Consider the following 20,481-nt stretch of genomic DNA (forward strand, 5'->3'; position numbering starts at 1 on the left):
CTCCCCTTTCTCCGCCCCCTCTCCCGTGGAGACCCCGATGCCGGCCACCCCTTCCGCCGCTTCCGCCGCTTGCGTCCTGACCGCCCGGGCCCTTCTCCTCGACATGGATGGCACCCTCGTCAACTCGGACGCCGTGGTGGAACGCTGCTGGCGCCGCTGGGCGATACGGCACGGGCTCGACCCGGAGGAGGCCCTCAAGATCGTCCACGGCCGCCAGGGGTACGCCACCATGGCCGTCCTCCTCCCGGACCGCCCGACGGAGGAGAACCACGCCGACAACCGCGTGATGCTCGCCGAGGAGACCGCCGACCTGGACGGGGTCGTGCCGGTCGGCGGTGCACCCGCCTTCATGGCCGCCATCGCCGCCCTTCCGCACGCCCTGGTCACCTCGGCCGACGAACCGCTCGCCCGGGCCCGTATGGGCGCGGCCGGGCTGCCGATGCCGGAGGCGCGGGTGACCGCCGAGTGCGTCGGCGCCAGCAAGCCGGACCCGGAGGGGTTCCTGAAGGGCGCGGCCGAGCTGGGCTTCGACCCGGCCGACTGCGTGGTGTTCGAGGACTCCGAGGCAGGCATCCTGGCGGGGCGCGCCGCCGGGATGCGGGTGGTGGGCGTCGGACCGCGCGCGGGCGCGTTCGCCCCGGACGTGCACGTACCGGACCTCACGCACGTGCGCGTGGAGGCGGACGGCGCCGACGGCACGATCCGCCTCCACATCGGCTCGTAGGCGTCAGGGCGCGAGCGCCTCGTACAGGCTGAAGCCCGCCAGCGCCAGCATCAGGCAGGCGGCGACCCTGGTGATCAGCCGCAGCGGTACGTACTTCATGAGCGTCCGCCCGCCCAGGATGCCGATCCCGGCGACGGCCCACAGGGCGAGTACGGCGCCGAGGCCGACGGAGAGCGGGTTGTCGTAGCGGGCGGCGAGGTTCGCGGTCATGATCTGGGTCAGGTCGCCGAACTCCGCGACCAGGATCAGCATGAAGCCCGCCCCGGAGACCTTCCAGAAGGACTGGTCGGCCGGGGCCTTGATGTGCTCGTCCTCCTCGTCGCCCTTCTTCAGCAGCAGCACCGCCGCCCCGCACAGGAACAGCACGCCGACCAGTGCCTGCACCAGCCGGTGCGGGAGCAGGGTCAGGACGCTGCCGGCGGCGACGGCGAGGACGACGTGGACCGCGAACGCGGCGGCGACACCGGCGAAGACGTACGACGCGCGGTAGCGGGTGCCCAGCATGAGGCCGGCGAGGGCGGTCTTGTCGGGGAGCTCGGCGAGGAAGACGACGCCGAAGGTGATCGCCATGATCGTGAGGCTGAGCACGGGATGGGGTTCCTCAATCGGTCGGGCTCCGCCGTACCGAGAAGAGACGTCTCAGGGGTCGCTTCGGCAAGGCGGCGCCATGGATGCGGGCATGGCACTGCTGTCGCCGAAGGTCTCGCTGGCGGGCACACGGACCACCGCGTGCCGCCTCCGGGCGCCGGCCGGGCACGAGGCCCAGCAGTATGTCGACGGTCCGGCGAAGAGCTACTCCCCTTCTGCTCCGTCCAGGGTACGCGATACCGGCAGAGGGGCGGGTTGGGGGGCTTGGACGTGCGGGCGGGGGCGGGTGCACCGGATGGGGGCGGGTGCACCGGATGGGGGCGGGTGCACCGGATGGGGGCGGGTGCACCGGATGGGGGCGGGTGCACCGGATGGGGGCGGGTGCACCGGATGGGGGCGGGTGCGGACCGCACCCTCAGCCGTCTTCGTCCCGGTGCAGTTTCCCGCGCGCCACCAGCTCCAGAACCGCCGCCACCGCCACGCCCTGCACGGCCATCAGCCCCACCAGGACGAACAACTGCACCGCGCCCGCCAGCAGCGGTGACGCCCCGCCCAGCAGCATCCCGACGAACGCGCCCGGCAGGGTGACCAGGCCCACCGTCCTGGTCTGGTCGAGCCCCGGCAGCAGCGCGTCCGCCGCCGCCTCCCGCGCCACCTCCAGCCGCGCGTCCCGGTCCAGCAGCCCGAGCGCCAGCCCCGCCTCCACCTCGCCGTGCCGCGTCCCCAGCTCGTCCAGGGCGCGCCGCCCGCCCAGCACCGTCGCGGTGAGCGCCCCGCCGATGAGGATGCCGGTCACGGGGATCAGGGCGATGCCCTTGACCGGAACGAGCCCGGTCAGCACCAGCGCGCCGACGACCGGAACGACCCCGGCGGCGATGGGCACGGCCGCCCACCACCAGGTGCCGTTGGGCGTGATGCGGCGCCCGGCGGTGCGGACGGCGACGGCGTACATGAGCAGCAGGAAGGCGAGCAGCAGCGGTACGGCGCGGACGACCCACCCGATGACCAGCGACACGGCGGCGAGCTGCACCGCGGCCCGCACCCCCGCGGTGACGATCTCGCGCGGCGCCCGCAGGTGGGCGAGCGCCGCGACGGTGGCGGCGACGGCGAGCAGGACGGCGAGGACAGCCGCGAACGTGGCGTTGACGGGCAGCAGCACAGCACCACCCTAGAGAGGCCCGACCCCGAAGAGCACCAACCCCAAAGCCGGACAAGCCAGGTGCCGGAACGTCAGAAACCGGGCACACCCCTTGATGTGACGTGCACATGTCGCCACTCTGTAACCCGGCGCATCCCCCGGGGAAACCTGGCGCCACCACGATGACCGAGCCGCCCGAACGGGCGATCCGGCCAACACCCCCACATCCCAAGGGAGTCACCCATGTCCGGTGTCTACGCGCGTCGAATAGCCGGGCTCGCCGCGTCCGCCGCCCTCACCGCCACCGGCGTCCTGGCCACCGCCCCGGCTGCCCAGGCCGCCCCGCCCACCCCGATCAGCGCCGCCACCGCCCGCACCTACCTGAGCCAGCTCACGGTGAAGGCGGAAGGTTCCTCCAGCGGTTACAGCCGCGACCTGTTCCCGCACTGGATCACCCAGTCGGGAAGCTGCAACACCCGCGAGGTCGTCCTCAAGCGCGACGGCGTGAACGTCGTTCAGGACTCCAGTTGCGCCGCGATCAGCGGAAGTTGGTACTCCGAGTACGACGGCGCCACCTGGCGCGCGGCCTCGGACCTCGACATCGACCACGTCGTGGCCCTCGCCGAGGCCTGGCGCTCCGGTGCGAACGCCTGGACCACGTCACAGCGCCAGGCCTTCGCCAACGACCTGACCCGCCCGCAGCTCATCGCGGTCACCGACGACGTCAACCAGGCCAAGAGCGACCTCGACCCCGCCGAGTGGCTGCCGCCGCGCACCGCGTACCGCTGCACCTACGCCCGGATGTGGGTGCACGTGAAGCACCACTGGAACCTGAGCGTGGACTCGGCCGAGAAGAGCGCGCTCCAGTCCGTGCTCAACGGCTGCTGAGCCGCCCTCCCCGCCGGGCGCTACCGCCGGTTGTTACCGCCGGCCGTTACCGCCGGGTGCTCCCCGCCGCCTCCGTCGTTCCGTACCGTTGGAGTACGGGCGGGCGACGGAGGAGGCCGGAGATGGCAGCCGGACTGCGCTTGGGACCGGTCCTGCGGTACGTCGACTGGGAGCGCGGCGACCGGGCGACCGTTTGGATCGAGGCCGACCGGCCCTGCACGGCCGAGGTCCGGTGCGCCGACGGCGGCGGCGGGGAGACGCGCACCTTCCAGGTGGCCGGGCACCACTACGCCCTCGTCCCGGTCACCGGCCTGACGCCCGGGTCGACGAACCCGTACGAGGTGCTGCTCGGCGGCCGCCCGGTGTGGCCGCCCGCCGAGGCCCGGTACCCGGCGAGCACGATCACCACGCCCAGCCCCGGCGCTGACGGCCTCCGGATCACCTTCGGCTCCTGCCGCTGGTCCGCGCCGCCCGGTGACGGCAAGGACCCGGTGGGCCCGGACGCGCTGGACAAGCTCGCCGCCCGGCTGTCCGCCGACCCCACGGCCGTACGCCCCGACGTCCTGCTCCTGCTCGGCGACCAGGTGTACGCGGACGAGACCTCCGAGGCGACCCGCCGCTGGCTCTCCGCGCGCCGCGACCTGCGCGAGCCGCCCGGCGCCCAGGTCGCGGACTACGAGGAGTACACCCACCTCTACTACGAGTCCTGGCTGGACCCGAGCGTGCGGTGGCTGCTCTCCACCGTCCCCAGTTGCATGATCTTCGACGACCACGACGTCGTCGACGACTGGAACACCAGCGCCGCCTGGGTCGCGGACATGCGCCGTACGGAGTGGTGGCAGGAGCGGATCCTCAGCGGGCTGATGTCGTACTGGGTCCACCAGCACCTGGGCAACCTCTCCCCCGACGAGCTGGACGCCGACCCCCTGTACGCGGCGGTGCGCGCGGTGCCGGACGGGACGGAGTTGCTGCGGCGGTTCGCGGCGGAGGCGGACGCGGATCCGGCCCGGGTGCGCTGGAGCTACCGGCGGGACTTCGGGCGGACCCGGCTGGTGATGATGGACACCCGGGCGGGCCGGGTGCTGGACGAGCCCGGGCGGGCCATGCACGACGAGGCCGAGGAGCGGTGGCTGCACGAGGAGGTACTGGCCGGCCGGGGGGACTGCGACCACCTGCTGATCGGCTCCTCCCTGCCGTGGCTGCTGCCGCCGCTCATGCACGACGCCGAGGTGTGGAACGCCGCGCTGTGCCGGGGCGTGCGCGGCACGCGCTGGGCGCGGCTCTCGGAGGCCGTGCGCCGCACGGCGGACCTGGAGCACTGGTCGGCGTTCCCGGAGTCGTTCGACCGGCTGGCGCGGCTGCTGGCGGAGGCGGGCAGCGGGCCGGACGCCCCGGCGACGGTGTGCGTGCTGTCGGGCGACGTGCACCACGCGTACGTCGCCGAGCCGGCCTGGCACGAGGCGGCCCCCCGGGCGCGGGTGGTGCAGCTCACCTGCTCGCCGGTGCACAACCGCATCCCGCGCGTACTGCGCTGGGCGTTCCAGATCGGCTGGGGCCCGGCCGGGCGGTGGCTGGGGCACATGCTGCGGCGGCACGGGCGGACCCGGCGGCCGGTCGTCGACTGGCGCCGCACGGGCGGGCCGTGGTTCGGCAACCAGCTCATGACGCTGACCCTGCACGGGCGGTCGGCCCGGTTGCGGCTGGAGCACGCGGCGGCGCGGGGGCGCGGCCGGAGCGACGCCGAGCTGACGACCGTACACGAGCGGACCCTGACGGACGGACGCTGACGGACGGACGGACGCTGACGGACGGATGCTGATCGACGGACGGACGCCGACGGACGGACGGACGCCGAGCCCGCGGCCCACGGACCCGGGCTGTGAACGTACGGTGAACGTCCGGTTCAGGCCTCCCCCATTCCCACCCATAGCGGATGGTGATCCTCCGGCCAGGGGTTCGGTGAGGGGCGCGGCACCGGCATGATGAGCTCTCGCACCACCCCCTGCCGCCGGGAGTCCGAGTCTTGTCGTCCGAAGTTCCCCACGCCATAGCCCTGGTCGGTGCAGGCCCCCGTGGCACGTCCGTACTCGAACGGCTCTGCGCCTCCGTCCCGGAACTGGCCGCGGGAACGCCGCTGACGGTCCATGTCGTCGACCCGGCCTCTCCGGGGGCGGGCCGGGTCTGGCGCAGCGACCAGCCGGCCGAGCTGCTGATGAACACGGTGGCCTGCCAGGTGACGGTCTTCACCGACGAGAGCGTGCGCTGCGAGGGCCCGATACGCCGGGGGCCGAGCCTGTACGAGTGGGCCGCCTCCCGCGCGTACCGGCTCGGCCCCGACGACTACCCCACGCGCGCGTGCTACGGCGCCTACCTGGAGTGGGCGTTCGCCCGCGCGGTGGCCGAGGCGCCGCCGGAGGTGACCGTGCGCGTGCACCGGGCGCGGGCCGTGCGCCTGGAGGGCGCCGGCCCCCTCCACACGCTCACGCTCGACGACGGCACGGTCCTCGCCGGCCTCGACGCGGTCGTCCTCGCCCAGGGTCATCTTCCGGCGGCCGATCCGTCCTCGGAGCTCCTGGGCGGGTACGCGGTGCGCCACGGGCTGCGGCACTTCCCGCCGGCCAACCCCGCGGACCTCGACCTCACGCCGATCGCGCCCGGCGAGCCGGTGCTGCTGCGGGGCCTGGGCCTGAACTTCTTCGACCACATGGCGTTGCTCACGGAGGGCCGGGGCGGGGCTTTCGTACGGGAGGGCGGCGCGCTCAGGTACGCCCCCTCGGGCCGGGAACCCCGGCTGTACGCCGGTTCGCGGCGCGGCGTCCCGTACCAGGCGCGCGGCGACAACGAGAAGGGCGCGTCCGCGCGGCACGAGCCGCTGCTGCTGACGCCCGACGTCATCGAGACGTTCCGCAAGCGGGCGGAAGCGGGCGACCCGCCGGACTTCCTGGCCGAGATATGGCCCCTGGTCGCCAGGGAGGTCGAGACGACGTACTACGAGGCGCTGCTGAGGCGGCACAAGGCGCTGCCGAGGGGCTTCCGCACCCGGTTCCTGGCCGCTCCGGAGGCCACGCTCGACGCGTACGCGGTGCCGCCGCGCGAACGGTGGTCGTGGGAGCGGGTCTCGCGCCCGCACGCGGGCGAAACGTTCCGGTCACCCGGGGACTTCCGCGCCTGGCTGCTCGCGCACCTGCGCCGGGACGCGGCCGAGGCGGCGCTCGGCAATGTGGCCGGGCCGGTGAAGGCCGCGCTGGACGTGCTGCGGGACATCCGCAACGAGCTGCGGCTGATCGTCGACCACGCGGGACTCTCGGGCGCCTCGCGCCGTGACCACCTGGACCGCTGGTACACGCCGCTGAACGCCTTCCTGTCGATCGGCCCGCCGCGCCGCCGCATCGAGGAGATGGCAGCCCTGATCGAGGCTGGGGTGCTGGAGGTGATCGGTCCCCGTATGCGGGTTCACCCGGAGAACGGCGTATTCATCGCGGAATCCCCCGATGTGCCGGACTCGGCCGTTACGGCGACCACCCTGATCGAGGCCCGACTGCCGGAGCCCGACTTGAGGCGCACCGGAGACACGCTCCTCGCCGGAATGCTCCACTCCGGCCAGTGCCGCACCCATGTCGTCGACGGCTACGACACCGGAGGGCTGGACGTCACACCGTCCCCGTACCGCCTGATAAACCGTCAAGGACGCGCTCACCAGGCCGTTTTCGGCCTGGGCGTCCCCACCGAGGGGGTGCACTGGGTGACGGCGGCGGGCGCCCGGCCCGGTGTCGACTCGGTGACCCTCTCGGACACGGACGCGGTGGCTCGAGCCGCCCTCCGGGCGTGCTCCGACGCGGAAGCGGAACGGCCGAATGTTGAACTTGCAAGTATCGATTAGGACTGCCTAACCTGTGGGCTCGTCGGTTCCGTCCCCAAACCGAAGGACCCCCATGTCCAACATCACCGCGCGCCTCGATCAGGCCCGCCCCTACGTGCTCGGCCTGTTCCGGATAGTCGTCGGGCTCCTCTTCCTCTGCCACGGCGCCGCCTCGCTCTTCGGCGTCCTGGGCGGAGCGGGCGGCACCGGGGGCACCGTCCCGGCCGGCACCTGGCCCGGCTGGTACGCCGCGGTCATCGAACTCGTGGCTGGCGCCCTGGTCCTGGTGGGCCTGGGCACCCGCGCCGCCGCCTTCATCGCCTCGGGCGCCATGGCCTACGCCTACTTCAAGGTCCACCAGCCGATGGGCCTGTTCCCCCTCAAGAACGGCGGCGAACTGGCGGCCATGTACTGCTGGTCGCTGCTCCTGCTGGTCTTCACCGGCCCGGGCGCCCTCTCCCTGGACAGCCTCTTCACCTCCTCCCAGCAGGACCGCAAGCAGGAGCCGGTCACCGCGTAGCGGCGCACGGAGGCTCCCCGCCGGCGGGGCTCGCCCCCCGGGTCGGCAGCCGGCGCGGGGACGGGCGACCTCACACAGTCACAGCCAGTCCCCCGCCCGGGTGATCGCCCGGGCCGCCTTCCGGCGTACGCTTTGCGCCTGTCCGGCCGCCCGCTCCACGGGACCGGCTTCACGGGACCGGGGAGTGAAGGTGCTCGAAAGCGTGGCCGCCGGCCCATGGATCTACACGGCTGTCGCCGTCTCCGTCCTCCTGGACGTGTTCCTGCCGGTACTGCCCAGCGGCATCCTCGTGATCACGGCCGCGACGGTCGCCGCGACCGGGAGCGGCTCCCTCCTCGCGCTGACGCTGTGCGCGGCCACGGCCTCCCTGCTGGGTGACCTCGTCGCGTACCGCCTCGCGTGGCGCGGGCGGTCCCGCCTGCACCGGGCGATCGCCCGTTCGCGACGGCTGACCACGGCGCAGGAACGTCTCGGCGCGGCGCTGGCGCGCGGCGGCGGCGTCCTCGTCGTCATCGCCCGGTTCGCCCCGGCGGGCCGCTCGGTGGTGTCGCTGGGCGCGGGCGCGGCGCGGCGCAAGGCCAGCCAGTTCCTGCCCTGGTCCGCCCTGGCGGGCGTGGCCTGGGCCTCGTACAGCGTGAGCCTGGGGTACTTCGGCGGCCAGTGGCTGGGCGCGACCTGGACCGGCGTGGCGGTCTCGGTGCTCGCCCTGTTCCTGGCGGGCGCCCTCGCGGCGTACGTCATACGCCGCCCGCCCGCCCCGGCACGGCGTCCCGTACCGGCTACGGGACGGGCTACGGCACCGGCTCCCGTACCGGCGCAGTCACCGGCCCACTCACCGGTTCAGTCGCCGATTCAGTCGCCGGCTTCCTAGCGGCGGCGCCCCGCACCTCGAGGCCGTCGAGCAGCCGCCGGGTCGCCTCGGCGACCTCGTCCACGGCCCGCTCGAACACCTCCCGGTTGTGCGCGGCCGGCGCCCGGAACCCGGACACCTTCCGTACGTACTGCAATGCTGCGGCGCGGATGTCCTCCTCGGTGGCCTCGGTGGGGAGCACGGGCGGGCGGAGGGTCTTGATACTGCGGCACATGGCTCCAGTGTGCGCCTGCCGCCCGCCCGAGCCCACCGTCACCGCGTACGTCGCTTCCGTTCCCGTTCCCGCTCCCTCTCCCGCTCCCTGTCGATCGTGTAGGTCGCCCAGTCCCCGCGGTGCAGGTTGCACCGTGAGGCGCCCACCATGGCGAGCCGCCGGCAGCAGCCGCCGTGCTTGGTGCGCGCTCCGCACTTGGACTGTGTACGGGCCATGTCGCCTCCTGGTATCGGCCGGTTCCCCGCTGGTCCCCCGCTGGTCCCCCGGAGGCAGAGTCCCGCCGGCCCGCCCCGGCGAGGCAGGGCGCACGGCGGTCCCACGAAGGTGCGCTCCGTCGCACGCGCGGTTCGGCACGCGATGCGCGACGCATGGGCGGAACCTAAACTGGCGGCGGAGGTACGCACCATGTCCAAGCGAGGAAACAAGCGCCGCGCCCGCAAGAAGAAGGGCGCAAACCACGGCAAGCGGCCTAACGCCTGACCCGGTCCTCCGCCGCCCGCAACAGCCGCCGCTCCAGCACCGCCACGTGCTCGGGGTGGCGCGCGCGGGCGTGCCGCAGCAACACGTCCCGAGCCGTGGCGCCGACGCGGCGCTTCTTCGGGTGGCGCGCGGTGAAGTGCTCGCTCGCGAAGAACTCCACGGCCCCGTCCAGCCCTGCCGCGTCGCTCTCCCGCACCGCCCACGCCAACGCGTCCGTCGCCGCCGCGCCCAGCACGGCCAGGGGCGCCTGCCGGGCGATCAGCCGCGCGGCGCCGCCCCCACCACGGGGCCTGCCGAGCCAGGCGAACACCAGGTTCAACGGCGTCGCGGCCACCGTCCCGGGAGCGGGCGGCTCGCCACGCGCCCACGCCTCGGCGTACCGCCGCAGCGGCTCCGGCGCACCCGCGGCCCAGGCGGCACGGTGCTGCCCCGGTATGGAGCGCGGGTCCGCCGGGTCGAGCAGCGGCAGCGGACCGTGCCGGTCGGCTTCACGGACGCGCTGACCGGCGGCGTCGTACAGCGTGGACCGGAACTCACCGAGGCACATGCACTCGAAGCCCTCCCCCTGCCCGTCCCGCAGGTCTCCCAGCGCACCCATCACCTCCCCCACCTGCCCCGCCTCCGTGACCTCGTAGGTCTCCGGATGACCGGGCAGGACGGCTGCGTTCCGACGGTCCGTCACCACGATCCGCACCGTCCTCCCCGGTCGGCCGGTCACAACACCGCCCCCGCCTGGTCGTGGAACACCTCGGGCCAGTAGCGGTAGTCGTCCGGACCGGTCGCGGGGAGGCAGGCGACCGGGTCCACCGAGGCGAGGACGGCGACCATGGTGTCGGCGAGCTGGTGGTAGAAGTCGTCGGTCAGGCCGTGCTCCTTGTCGAGCTTCTGCTCACGGCTGTGCATCCACACCGTGAAGGCGAGGGTCGAGATGTCGGCGTTCACCGGCACCGCCGTATCGGCACCGCATTCGAGGTAGTGGACCGCGCCGGTACGGCCGTCGATCACGATGTCGAAGTCGTGCATCAGCCCGCCCAGGACGAGCAGCCGGCCGATGTCGGCGGGCAGCGTGTCACCGGCGGGCAAGTGGCGCAGCCGTGGGTCCCGGCGGAGCCGTTCACGCTCCTCGGTCACGGTCTCCAGCAACGTGTCCTCGTCGCCCAGCCAGAACATCAATCCGTCCTTGGGCAGCCCCACCTCGGCGAGGAACCGCCGGGTCGGCCCGTGCTCCAGCCCGGCGGGCATGTCCGCCGGATCCACCCGCACGATCTCCTCCGCCCCGAACTCCTCCTCCATGATCCCCACCGGCAGATCGAGCCGCAGTCCCCTGCCGGGGCGGGCGATCAGGGCCATGGGCCGTATCAGCGCGGCGATCCGCCAGAACGCCGGGATCTTCCCCTCTCAGCCCGCCCCCTCGTCCACGAACACGGCCAGCAGCCGCTCCGTCGCCGCCTCGACCACCTCGGCCCCACTCCGCCCGGCCAATCCGGCGAACCGCCCGCTCAGCGTGGCGAGTTCATCAACGGCCGCCAGGAGGCGGGCGAGCACCTCCAGCGACGGGGCGAGCGGAAGGATCCGGGCGTATCGCGGCGAGTACATCTCCAGGCTGAAGACCCGCCCCGTCTCACCGTCGACAACGACGTCCTGCGCGTCGAGCCCGTCGACCGGCAGGTGCCCCACGGCGACCAAGCCCGCGATGTACGGGTCGAGTTCGGCAGGGTCGTACTCCTCGTCGACGAGATGCGACGCCGTCACCGCCCTCCCCTCCGCCAGCCGCGTGAACCGCACCGGCTCGGGCGATTCCGGCAGCCTGCCCCCGGCGAGCCATCGCCGCGTCGGCTCGTGCGTGATATTCGGATGGATGACGTTCATGGTGTGCCCCCGTAGCACTCTGAGAGTGATCTCCCAGACACCACCATAGGAGCGACCACTGACAACGGCCCGCAGGCCCCAAACCCGCACGCCCACCCCGCCGTTCGATTAGTTTGGAGGCCCGTTGACGACCACTGTGCCCCAGGAGGCCCCTGTGCCGGACCGCGACCCCGCGCCCGTCTCTGCCGCGGAGATCCACTCCAGGATCGACACCAGCAAGCCGCACTCGGCCCGCTTCTGGAACTACTTCGTGGGCGGCAAGGACTACTACGAGGTGGACCGCGAGCTCGGCGACCAGATCAAGGCGATCTTCCCCGGCCTGGTCGACGTGGCCCGCACGAGCCGGCGCTTCCTCGGCCGCGCGGTCCGGCACCTGGCCGGCGAGCAGGGTGTCCGCCAGTTCCTCGACATCGGCACCGGCCTCCCGACCGGCGACAACACCCACGAGGTCGCCCAGCAGGTCGCCCCCGACACCCGGATCGTCTACGTCGACAACGACCCCCTGGTCCTGGCCCACGCCCGCGCGCTCCTCACCAGCACCCCCGAGGGCCGCACCGCGTACGTGGACGCCGACATGTACGACCCCGACACGATCCTCGAAGCCGCCTCGGCCACCCTGGACCTGTCCCGGCCCGTCGCCCTGATGATCCTCAACACCCTGGGCCACGTCGCCGACTACGACACCGCCCGCTCCCTGATCACCCGCCTCATGGCAGGCCTCCCGTCCGGCAGCTACCTCACCATCTGCGACGGCACGTCCACCAGCGAAGGCATGATCGCCGCCTCCGAGGCCTACAACAAGAGCGACGCCATCCCCTACTACGTACGCAGCGTCGACGACATCACCGGCTTCTTCGACGGCCTCGACCTGGTCGCCCCCGGCATCGTCCCCGTCACCGACTGGCGCCCCGACCCCACCACCCCCAAGCCCTCCACCCCGGTCGACGCCTACGGCGGCATCGGCCGGAAGCCGTAATCATCAGGCGGGAAACGGGCTGGCCCAGGGCTCCTCGTCCATGGGGAGCCCGTCACGTCGCCGTTGGGCATGCGGTAGATCGTTTCTCGTCCTTGCCCGCCACGCAGCGCGCCGTGCGCGGGCCTTGATGAAGTAGGGAAGGTTCTACCGCGCTGGAAGCGGGTGGGGTCCTTCATGACTTCGGACGCTAGGGCCGTCCCGTCCAGGCGCCGCCTTCCTGGCCGTGAGTGACCACGGCCGTTGATGTCAGGTCCGTACGTCGAAGACCCCCAGCCGTGGTCGGCTGGGGGTCTTCGTTACTGGTGGGCGCGGACGGTTTCGAACCGCCGACATCTGCTTTGTAAGAGCAGCGCTCTACCCCTGAGCTACGCACCCGTGGATTGAGTGAACAGCGTACATGGCCCCCCGGTGGATCCTGCAAACCCGGGGCTGCCGGGTGGGCGGGGCGGGGGGTAGCCCTACCTGCGGCAGGGTGGGTTGCCGGATCGTGGCGGGGTGGGGTGGACACGTAGCGTGAGGGGCGGACATAGAGACCTAGGGGGAATCATCGTGGGTGCACGCCGGATCCGGACGTCGGTGGTGGTTGGTGGAGTGGTGCTGGGAGCGCTGGGGCTCGCCGGGTGTGGGGGTGCCGATGTGGAGGGGGCGCCGGTGGAGCGGAAGGCGTTCGGGTTCCGGGGCGAGACGCTGGTCGTGGACGCGGACGATTCGGAGCTCGTCCTGGTGCCGGCGGATGTGAAGGACGTGGAGGTGACCCGGCAGGTCGACGGGTGGGTGGTGATGGGGGACGGGCCCGCGCCGGTGTGGAAGCTGGAGGGCGGCCGGCTCACGTTGCGGGTGGAGTGTGACGCGCTGGTGAGTGATTGCCGGGCGCGGCATGAGGTGCGGGTGCCGCGAGGGGTGGCGGTGACGGTGGAGGACGACAACGGGGACGTGACCGCCGAGGGGTTCGAGACGGCGCTCAAGGTGACCTCGGGCAACGGGACGGTGACCGTGCGGGACGCGGGTGGGCCGCTGGAGTTGCGGAGTGAGAACGGGGACGTTCAGGTGGAGGGCGCGACCTCGAAGAACGTGGTGGCGCGGTCGGAGAACGGGGAGATACGGCTGGCACTCAGGGCGGTGCCGGACCGGGTCGAGGCGGTGAACGCCAACGGCGACGTCGCCGTCGAACTGCCGGGCGGGGACACCCGGTACGCGGTGGAGGCGGGGAGTGCCAACGGGGAGGTGAGGGTGGACGTGCCTACCGACGCGGGCAGCGGCCACGGAGTGAGGGCAAGGAGCGAGAACGGCGAAGTCGCTGTGCGAAGCGCGAACTGATGGGCTCGTGTGTTCGTCCTTACCTGGTGGGAGAATGAACCGGTCAGGGGCGGACAGACGGCACGGGAGCGAATGTGACGGCGACACACGCGCGGCGGTACGTGAAAGATGTGCTCGCGCTGATGTTGTTGCCGGTGCCGTTGGTGGTCGCTGTGCTGCCCGGGGCGTTCGCCGGGGGCGGGACGCGGCGCTGGTTCGGGGGGCGCGGGGAGAGTCAGCGTGCGGAGGCGCAGGCGGCGAGGGACGCGGCCGCGGCGGCGTTCTATGAGTTGGACACCGCTCAGCGGGATCTGCGGATCTCGATCGAGACGATCACGGCGGTGGACGCGTCGCCGGGGGCTCGCCGGGCGGTGGACGACTTCGCCGCGCTGGGGCGTCGGATCGACGAGGTGAGCCATGCGTACATCACGGCGGTCGATGCGTACGACCTGGACCGGGACGATCTGGACGCCTCCGTCGCCTCCCGGGCGCGCGGCGAGCTGAACCGGGCCAAGGACGACCTCGTCCGTGTGAAGGGGGAGCTGGACAGGTTCGAGCAGGGGTTGGGGCCGCTGCTGGCCACGGCAGAGACGCAGCTCGCGCGGCTGGCGCCCGCCGTCGAGCGGGCGAGAGCGGCGCTTCTTTCGGCGAGCAACGCCCTCGATACGGTGCGCGGCTCCGGTCTGCGGGCCGACGATCTCGCGGCGCGGCTGGCCGCCCTCGGCCCCGAGCTGACCAAGCTCAACCAGGGCGCGGGGCAGCACGGCGTCACCGAGACGTTGCAGCGGGCGGACCGGGTCCTCCGGGACGCGGAGGCCGTGCGCACGGAGGCGGAGCGGCTGCCCGAGCGGGCTGCCGAGATCGACAAGCGGCTGGTGTCGCTACGGACGCGCGCACAGGCGCTCGCCAACCGTGCCGCCTCCGTCGAGCCGGTCCTCAGTGAGCTGCGCCGACGCTTCAGTGCCGCCTGCTGGCAGGACCTCCAGCCCGTTCCCGAGCAGGCGGCCAAGAATGTCCGCCAGGCCGAGCAGAAGCTCCACGAGGCGGCCAAGGCCCGCGAGGAGCAGAGCTGGGCGGACGCGACGGCGTTGCTGTCGACGGTGCGGGCGCTGCTGAACAGCGCGGACGAGGCGGTGTCGGCCGCCGGTGACCGGCTCAACCGGTTGAACGCCGTCTCCAAGGACCCGCAGGCCGAGATCGAGCGCACCCGTTTCGCGATCCGTGACGCCCAGCGGCTCGCCATGGCCGGCCGCCACACCCCCGATCCCCGTCACGCCCGGCCGCTGGACGATTCGGTGGCCCGGCTGGAGCGGGCGATCGCGGGGCTGGAGGGCCGCCACCCCGACTACTGGCACTTCCTGACCGAGACGGAGGGCGTGCGGGCCGCGGTGGCGCGGGTGGTCGAGATGATTCGGGAAGAGCGAGGCGGCGGGCACTGACCGCGCGGTTAATCTGGGGCCATGCCTCGCTACGAGTACCGCTGCCGCACCTGCGGAGACACCTTCGAACTGAACCGTCCCATGGCCGAGTCGTCCGCCCCAGCGGCCTGCCCCGACGGGCACGACGACACCGTCAAGCTGCTGTCCGCCGTCGCGGTGGGCGGTACGGCGGCGAAGGGCGGTGCGCCCGCGCCGTCCCAGGGCGGGGGCGGCGGATGCTGCGGGGGCGGGTGCTGCGGCTGACCCGCGTCCGGGTCCCCGGCCGGACAGGCCCTGGCTGCCACGCCACCTCCCGCAGCTCGTCCAGTGCCCGCCCGCTCTCCTCGTGGGCCTTCAGCAGGGGTTCGGCGGCGCGCTCGGGGTCACGGTGGCGCCGGGGCGCGGCCGCGAACGCGCCTGCCCCGCACACGGGGGAAAACCGCAGTACAAAGACGGGGGCGGCCTTCAGTGTGCCTTCAGCTCGCTTTCCCTAGCGTGGAGTCATGGAACGCTGGATCAACAGCCTCATGGACACGCTCGGTGCGCCCGGGGCCGGGCTCGCGATAGCCCTTGAGAACCTCTTCCCCCCGCTGCCGAGCGAGGTGATCCTTCCGCTGGCGGGGTTCGCCTCGGCGAGCGGCCGGATCGACCTGATCGCCGCGCTGCTGTGGACGACTGCCGGCTCCGTCATGGGCGCGCTCGCGCTGTACGGGGTCGGGGCGCTGCTCGGCCGGGAGCGGACGATCGCCGTCGCGAGCAGGCTGCCGCTGGTCAAGGTCGCCGACATCGAGCGTACGGAGGCGTGGTTCGGGCGGCACGGCACCAAGGCCGTGTTCTTCGGGCGGATGGTCCCGGTCTTCCGCAGCCTCATATCCGTGCCGGCCGGTGTCGAGCGCATGCCGCTGCCGGTGTTCCTCGGGCTGACGACGCTCGGCAGCGCCATATGGAACACCGTGTTCGTCCTCGCCGGTTACGCGCTGGGCGACAACTGGGAGCAGGTCACCCAGTACGTGTCGCTGTACTCGAAGGTGGTGCTGGTGGTGGCGGCCGGCGCGGTGATGGCGTTCGTCGGCGTCCGGATACTCAGGCCGGGGACGGGCGTACGGCGGAGCTGAACCGGCGCAGGATCTCCTCGCCCGCCAGCACGCCACGCTCCTCCAGCGCGTCGATGTGGTCGGCGTTCCAGCCGGTCTCGGCGAGCTCTCCGTGGCCGGGCCGCCAGCCCTGGTCGGCGGCGAGCAGCAGATCGGCGTCGAGCAGCGAGTCTCCGGCGGCCAGGACACGGTCCGCCCCGGCGCGGCGGGCGACCTCCCGGACGGCGGCGCTCTTGGTGAGCGGCTGGGGAACGGCGTACACCTTGCGCCCCTGGAGGGACACCGCCCAGCCGCGCGGCGCGGCCCACGCGGCGAGCTCCTTCATCCAGCCGTCGGGCAGCAGGGCGCGCTCGACGACCAGGTACGCGAAGAGGTCCTCGGCGACCCGTTCCTTCAGCAGCCAGGCCGGGTCGGCGACGGCGAGCAGGTGGGCGCGGACCTCGTCGAGCGTGGCGCACTCGTCGGCGAGGCGGGCGGCGACGTCACGCCGCCAGCCGGGGTCGGAGACGCCGTCGACCAGCAGGTGTCCGCCGTTGGCGCAGATCGCGAACTTCGGCGGCGGTCCGGGGAGCCGGATGCGGTGGTACTGCTCGCGGGTGCGGGTGGTGGTGGGTACGAAGACGCAGTGGCGCGGCAGTTCGGTCAGGAGGCCGGCGGCGGTCTCGGTCACGTACGACAGCGGCTTGTGGTCGTACGTCTCGACGCACAGCAGGCGCGGCGCTTCGGCGTCCGGCATGGTCAGGCCGAGGGCGGCGGAGGAGTAGATGAGGGTGCGGTCCAGGTCGCTGGCGACGAGTGAGGTGACGGTCGCGGTCATCGGCCGGTCACCGCCTTGCCGTCGGCGCCCGTGGCGCCCCGGGTGTACTTGGGGTGGATCAGCCCGACGCAGGTGTAGTGCAGGTCGTCGGCCTCCTCGACCGGAACGCCGCGCTGCTCGGCCAGCAGCCGTACGTGGTCGAGGTCGGCGCCCGCGCCGCGCTGGGCGAGGATCTTCCACGGGACGCGGCGCAGCAGGACGCGGGTGGTCTCGCCGACGCCGGGCTTGACCAGGTTGACGTCGTGGATGCCGTACTCCTCGCTGATCCGCTCGACGGCGGCCCAGCCCTCCCAGGTGGGGGTGCGGTCGGCGGCGAGGAGTTCCTTGACGTCGGCGTCGACGGCGGTCGCGACCTCGTCGAAGTGGGAGGTGATGGTGGTCAGGAAGGCGTTGGACACGTCGGCGCCGGCGAGTTCACGGTAGAACTTCGCGCCGTGGAAGTCGTTGGGCCCGACGAGGTCGGCGCGCAGCACGGTGCGGGATATGAGGCCGGAGACGGTGGAGTTGAGGCAGGCGGAGGGGATGAGGAAGTCTTCGCGGGTGCCGTAGGTGCGGACGCACGAGCCGGGGTCGGCGAGGACGGCGATCTCGGGGTCGAAGCCGGGGAAGTCGGCCAGGGCGGCGGCCAGTTCACGGGTGATGGCGCCCTTGCCGGTCCAGCCATCGACGAACACGACGTCAGCGGGGTCGTGGTGGGCGGCGAGCCAGCGCAGCGCGTTGGCGTCGATGCCCCGGCCGCGCACGATGGACACGGCGTAGTGCGGGAGGTCGAGGCCGTGGCGGTGGAGCGCCCAGCGGCGCATGAGTACGCCGACGGGGGTGCCGGCGCGGGCCAGCGACACGAGGACGGGGCGCGGGGACCGCTCGGCGAGGACCGTCTCGGTGACGGTGCCGACGGCGCGGGCGATGCGGGCGGCGGAGGCGTCCAGGGCGGCGTGGAACAGGGCCTGGTAGCGGTCGCTGGGCTGGTACTCGACGGGCAGCGACTCGGCGTAGTGGGCGCCGCCGCTCTGGATGGCCTCCTCGCGCTCCTCGGTCGGGGCCTCCAGCTCGACGTCCGAGAGGTCCTGGAGGAGCCAGCCGACCTCGTCGGGGGCGTAGGAGGAGAAGGCCGGGCCGCGGAGGGGCTCGGGCAGCATGGTGGCCCTTTCGGGGACGTAGGACGGTATGACGGCGAGCAGCACGTGCGGTATGTGCGCGGCGAGCTGGGCCAGGAGGCCGTCCGGGGCGTGCAGGGCGGGGGTGTCGGCGGCCGAGTCGACGACGGCGACGACCGCGTCGAAGCCGGCGCCCGCGACGTTGTAGGCGTACCGGTCGCCGGGGCCGTCGGCGGGCGCGTCGTGGGCGGGGAAGACGAGCCGGGTGCGGATCGCGTAGCCGGGGTCGTCGACGGCGAGGACGGGCGAGCGGGTGGTGGTCGAGAACCGCACCTCGGCGCCGCCGCGCTCCTCCAGCGCGACGCCCAGCGCGAGCGGCGCGTACATCAGCTCCTCGCACCCGAGCACGAGCACCCGGGGCGGTGTGCCGGCGCGGCCCGGGGCGCCCACGCCGCCCTCGTCCTGCCCGGGCGCGGGTGCGAGTCCCAGGGCGGTGGCGAGGCGGGCGGCCATGGCCGGGAGCGCGGCGTCCAGGTGGGCCCGGTGGTCGGGCGTGAAGCCGTGGCGGCCGCCGTCCGGTACGCCGTCGGGCCAGCCGAGGTCGACGCGCCGCACAGACGCGGCACCGTGCGGGGAGGGCGCGGCGGCCGGGGCAAGCGCCTCGTGCTGGGCCACCAGGCCCTGGCCGCGTTCCAGGACGTCCGCCGGGAGACGGACCGTCCCGGCGGCCAGGGTGACCAGGTCCACCTGGGCGCCGATCTCCGTGGCGAAGGCCGCGAGCCGGTCGCGGTCGGCGGCCGAGCGCATGTCGACGAGCGCGACGATCACATACCGCTCGCGCGGGTAGCGGGCGTGGAGGGCCCGGACCGTGTTGAGCACCGTGTTGCCGGTGGAGAACTCGTCGTCGACCAGTACCAGCGGCCCCGGTCCCGCCAGGAGCGCCGGGTCCTCGGGGAGCAGGAGGTGCGAGGTGGCGTGCGAGTGGGCCTCCTCGAAGCCGCCCGCCCGCTCGACGCCGGGCACCGGGCGGCGCGTGGAGTGCAGGTAGGGGGCCGTGCCCAGGCCGTCGGCGACCGAGTGGCCGAGTCCGGTCGCCGTCTCCGCGTACCCGAGCACGACCGCCCGGCCCGCATCGGCGGGGCCGAGCAGCTCCCGTACCCGTACGCCCAGCTCGTAACCCGACCGCCACACCACACCCGGGCTCTGCGGGACGTGCTTGCCGAGCACGTTGGAGACGAGCAGGTGCGCCCGCTTCGGGTTGCGCCGCAGCGCCAGGCCCAGCAGCTCAGGCAGCCGCTTGTCGCCAGTCAGCTCGATTCCGAGCCGCTCCGACACCCACGTACCCGACCAGACCGCCACGTTCTCGTTCTCCTTCATGGACATGGGCTTCATGGACACTGGCTTCATGGACATGGGCCTCACTTGACCAGCCCCGCGGCCAGCAGCTCCACGAAACCGACGTCCTCCTTCGCGACGCCGAAGACCTCCGCCCGCTGGAGGGTCCGCTCGGCCCACGCGCGGTGGGGCTTCACTTCATTCATCTTGTTCGTGTACGCGCTGCGCAGCACCCCGCCGCCGCCCCGTTCCGGCCGCAGGATGTCCTGGGCGTCGCTGAACTCCTCGTGACTGACGACGGACAGCGCGTGCACCGGCAGCACGTGGGAGGGGTGGATGCACGTCTTGCCGAGCAGACCGTTGGCCCGGTCCAGCTCGATCTCGCGCAGCAGCCCGTCCAGGTCGTGTTCGATCAGCGCGGTGCGCAGCTCGTCGGCGCGCTGCTCCATGAAGGGGCTGCGGCGTAGCTGTGGCTTGAAAATGCGCTCCTGGAGGCGGAAGTACTCCCACACCGGGCCGGTGATGGTGAAGCCGGTGCCGTCGGACCTGCCCAGTACGTTGACGACGTCCGCGATGACACCGGCGACGATCTGGACGTCGTACGCCGTCATGTCGGGCGAGCGGCGCAGCCCGTACGCGGAGCAGAAGTCGGTGACGCCCAGCCGCAGGGCCAGGACCCGGTCCCGGTACTTGTCGACGATCCGGCCGATGCCGGCGAGCGTCTCGCGCCTGGTCTCCAGGTGGAGCAGCTCGGGCGACTCCAGCACGGGCATGGCGAACAGCCGCCGTCCGCACATGTTCTCGGCCATGGTGAGGGCCTCCATGAAGGGCCCGCCGCGCTCCTCGGTGAACTTGGGCACGACGAATCCGGACAGCAGCCGTGCGGCCGGGCCGAGGCGCCGGACCAGGTCGGCCAGCTGTCCCGCTTCCCGGACGCGGATGAAGAGCAGGGGCGGCTCGCCGTCCCGCTCGTGGAGGTCGGCGAACTGCCGTACGAGGTTCTCCTCCGCCCCGGTGACCTCGCCGTCGTCGATGGAGTCCTCCAGGCACAGCACCATCGACACGACGCCGCGCCCCACCTGCTTCATGACGTCGTCGGCGAGCCGGGGCCGCGTGGCGGGGCTGTAGAGCGTGGCGCCGAGGGCGGCGGCGAGGACCCGGGCCGGGGAGTCGGCGCTGAACTCGCACGGCTCCCGGTGGAAGAGGCCCGCCCGGGCAGTGGCCGGGATGTGCCCGAAATGACGCATGAGTATCCCCCGTACTGCCGTGATGGCCCGATGACATGTGGCCGGTAATA

General features: G+C 72.9%; 21 protein-coding genes and 1 tRNA gene. 11 read left to right on the forward strand and 11 right to left on the reverse strand.

Features of this window, described 5'->3' with window-relative positions:
• Window positions 1–37: 37 nt before the first annotated feature.
• Window positions 38–724: an HAD-IA family hydrolase gene (locus AB0J57_RS18945; RefSeq protein ID WP_366129346.1), complete on the forward strand. Its 687-nt coding sequence runs from the start codon at window positions 38–40 to the stop codon at window positions 722–724.
• 3 nt (window positions 725–727) lie between these two features.
• On the opposite strand, the gene AB0J57_RS18950 is transcribed toward AB0J57_RS18945, so the two are convergent.
• Both AB0J57_RS18950 and AB0J57_RS18955 read right to left on the reverse strand, forming a co-directional pair.
• Window positions 728–1,312, reverse strand: coding sequence for a TMEM165/GDT1 family protein (locus tag AB0J57_RS18950; RefSeq protein ID WP_366129347.1), 585 nt, complete (start codon window positions 1,310–1,312; stop codon window positions 728–730).
• Between the two features lie 415 nt (window positions 1,313–1,727).
• Window positions 1,728–2,471, reverse strand: coding sequence for an ABC transporter permease (locus tag AB0J57_RS18955; RefSeq protein WP_366129348.1), 744 nt, complete (start codon window positions 2,469–2,471; stop codon window positions 1,728–1,730).
• 222 nt (window positions 2,472–2,693) lie between these two features.
• Here AB0J57_RS18955 and AB0J57_RS18960 point away from each other — a divergent pair, with 222 nt between their 5' ends.
• The 5 genes from AB0J57_RS18960 to AB0J57_RS18980 all read left to right on the forward strand — a co-directional run bounded on the left by AB0J57_RS18960 (window position 2,694) and on the right by AB0J57_RS18980 (window position 8,588).
• Window positions 2,694–3,338 carry an HNH endonuclease family protein gene (locus AB0J57_RS18960; protein WP_366129349.1) on the forward strand — a complete coding sequence of 215 codons (645 nt, stop codon included), beginning with the start codon at window positions 2,694–2,696 and terminating at the stop codon, window positions 3,336–3,338.
• A gap of 122 nt (window positions 3,339–3,460) precedes the next feature.
• The gene (locus AB0J57_RS18965) at window positions 3,461–5,125 is read left to right on the forward strand and encodes an alkaline phosphatase D family protein (RefSeq protein ID WP_366129350.1); all 1,665 of its coding nucleotides are present in this window, start codon (window positions 3,461–3,463) and stop codon (window positions 5,123–5,125) included.
• A gap of 236 nt (window positions 5,126–5,361) precedes the next feature.
• Window positions 5,362–7,218: an FAD/NAD(P)-binding protein gene (locus tag AB0J57_RS18970; protein ID WP_366129351.1), complete on the forward strand. Its 1,857-nt coding sequence runs from the start codon at window positions 5,362–5,364 to the stop codon at window positions 7,216–7,218.
• A gap of 52 nt (window positions 7,219–7,270) precedes the next feature.
• A complete protein-coding gene (locus AB0J57_RS18975) occupies window positions 7,271–7,717 on the forward strand; it encodes a DoxX family protein (RefSeq protein WP_366129352.1) in 447 nt (148 codons plus the stop codon).
• Window positions 7,718–7,919: 202 nt separating this feature from the next.
• Complete coding sequence (locus AB0J57_RS18980) at window positions 7,920–8,588, forward strand: VTT domain-containing protein (RefSeq protein ID WP_366129353.1); 669 nt, start codon at window positions 7,920–7,922, stop codon at window positions 8,586–8,588.
• Here the strand turns inward: AB0J57_RS18980 and AB0J57_RS18985 are convergent.
• The 5 genes from AB0J57_RS18985 to AB0J57_RS19005 form a co-directional block, all read right to left on the reverse strand.
• On the reverse strand, window positions 8,509–8,802 hold the full coding sequence (locus AB0J57_RS18985) for a DUF2277 domain-containing protein (protein WP_366129354.1): 294 nt from the start codon (window positions 8,800–8,802) through the stop codon (window positions 8,509–8,511). The genes AB0J57_RS18980 and AB0J57_RS18985 overlap by 80 nt on opposite strands.
• A 38-nt stretch (window positions 8,803–8,840) precedes the next feature.
• Entirely contained in the window at window positions 8,841–9,017 is a 177-nt protein-coding gene (locus tag AB0J57_RS18990) for a hypothetical protein (RefSeq protein WP_366129355.1), read from the reverse strand.
• 254 nt (window positions 9,018–9,271) lie between these two features.
• Entirely contained in the window at window positions 9,272–9,967 is a 696-nt protein-coding gene (locus AB0J57_RS18995; RefSeq protein WP_366129356.1) for a hypothetical protein, read from the reverse strand.
• A 29-nt stretch (window positions 9,968–9,996) separates the two neighbouring features.
• A complete protein-coding gene (locus AB0J57_RS19000; RefSeq protein ID WP_366129357.1) occupies window positions 9,997–10,632 on the reverse strand; it encodes an SUKH-4 family immunity protein in 636 nt (211 codons plus the stop codon).
• Window positions 10,633–10,680: 48 nt separating this feature from the next.
• Entirely contained in the window at window positions 10,681–11,151 is a 471-nt protein-coding gene (locus AB0J57_RS19005; RefSeq protein WP_366129358.1) for an SUKH-4 family immunity protein, read from the reverse strand.
• A gap of 154 nt (window positions 11,152–11,305) precedes the next feature.
• Between AB0J57_RS19005 and AB0J57_RS19010 the strand changes: the two genes are divergently transcribed.
• Window positions 11,306–12,127 (forward strand): SAM-dependent methyltransferase, encoded by an 822-nt coding sequence (locus AB0J57_RS19010; protein WP_366129593.1) that lies wholly within the window; start codon window positions 11,306–11,308, stop codon window positions 12,125–12,127.
• Window positions 12,128–12,427: 300 nt separating this feature from the next.
• Here AB0J57_RS19010 and AB0J57_RS19015 read toward each other — a convergent pair.
• Window positions 12,428–12,502, reverse strand: a tRNA-Val gene (locus AB0J57_RS19015).
• A 138-nt stretch (window positions 12,503–12,640) separates the two neighbouring features.
• On the opposite strand from AB0J57_RS19015, the gene AB0J57_RS19020 reads away from it, so the two are divergent.
• The 4 genes from AB0J57_RS19020 to AB0J57_RS19035 all read left to right on the forward strand — a co-directional run bounded on the left by AB0J57_RS19020 (window position 12,641) and on the right by AB0J57_RS19035 (window position 15,956).
• Window positions 12,641–13,444 (forward strand): DUF4097 family beta strand repeat-containing protein, encoded by an 804-nt coding sequence (locus AB0J57_RS19020; RefSeq protein ID WP_366129359.1) that lies wholly within the window; start codon window positions 12,641–12,643, stop codon window positions 13,442–13,444.
• Between the two features lie 122 nt (window positions 13,445–13,566).
• Entirely contained in the window at window positions 13,567–14,862 is a 1,296-nt protein-coding gene (locus AB0J57_RS19025; RefSeq protein ID WP_366129594.1) for a hypothetical protein, read from the forward strand.
• 21 nt (window positions 14,863–14,883) lie between these two features.
• Entirely contained in the window at window positions 14,884–15,105 is a 222-nt protein-coding gene (locus AB0J57_RS19030) for a zinc ribbon domain-containing protein (RefSeq protein WP_366129360.1), read from the forward strand.
• A 239-nt stretch (window positions 15,106–15,344) separates the two neighbouring features.
• The gene (locus AB0J57_RS19035) at window positions 15,345–15,956 is read left to right on the forward strand and encodes a DedA family protein (RefSeq protein WP_366129361.1); all 612 of its coding nucleotides are present in this window, start codon (window positions 15,345–15,347) and stop codon (window positions 15,954–15,956) included.
• Here the strand turns inward: AB0J57_RS19035 and AB0J57_RS19040 are convergent.
• Genes AB0J57_RS19040 through AB0J57_RS19050 form a run of 3 tightly spaced genes read right to left on the reverse strand, consistent with a single transcriptional unit; the run spans window position 15,925 to window position 20,431 of the window.
• Entirely contained in the window at window positions 15,925–16,752 is an 828-nt protein-coding gene (locus AB0J57_RS19040; protein ID WP_366129362.1) for an HAD family hydrolase, read from the reverse strand. The genes AB0J57_RS19035 and AB0J57_RS19040 overlap by 32 nt on opposite strands.
• The gene (locus AB0J57_RS19045) at window positions 16,749–19,262 is read right to left on the reverse strand and encodes a phosphoribosyltransferase (protein WP_366129363.1); all 2,514 of its coding nucleotides are present in this window, start codon (window positions 19,260–19,262) and stop codon (window positions 16,749–16,751) included. The genes AB0J57_RS19040 and AB0J57_RS19045 overlap by 4 nt, the downstream gene beginning before the upstream one ends.
• Before the next feature lie 5 nt (window positions 19,263–19,267).
• On the reverse strand, window positions 19,268–20,431 hold the full coding sequence (locus AB0J57_RS19050; protein ID WP_366129364.1) for an HpcH/HpaI aldolase/citrate lyase family protein: 1,164 nt from the start codon (window positions 20,429–20,431) through the stop codon (window positions 19,268–19,270).
• Window positions 20,432–20,481: the final 50 nt, after the last annotated feature.

The organism is Streptomyces sp. NPDC049837, from assembly GCF_040674455.1.
Classification (GTDB): domain Bacteria; phylum Actinomycetota; class Actinomycetes; order Streptomycetales; family Streptomycetaceae; genus Streptomyces.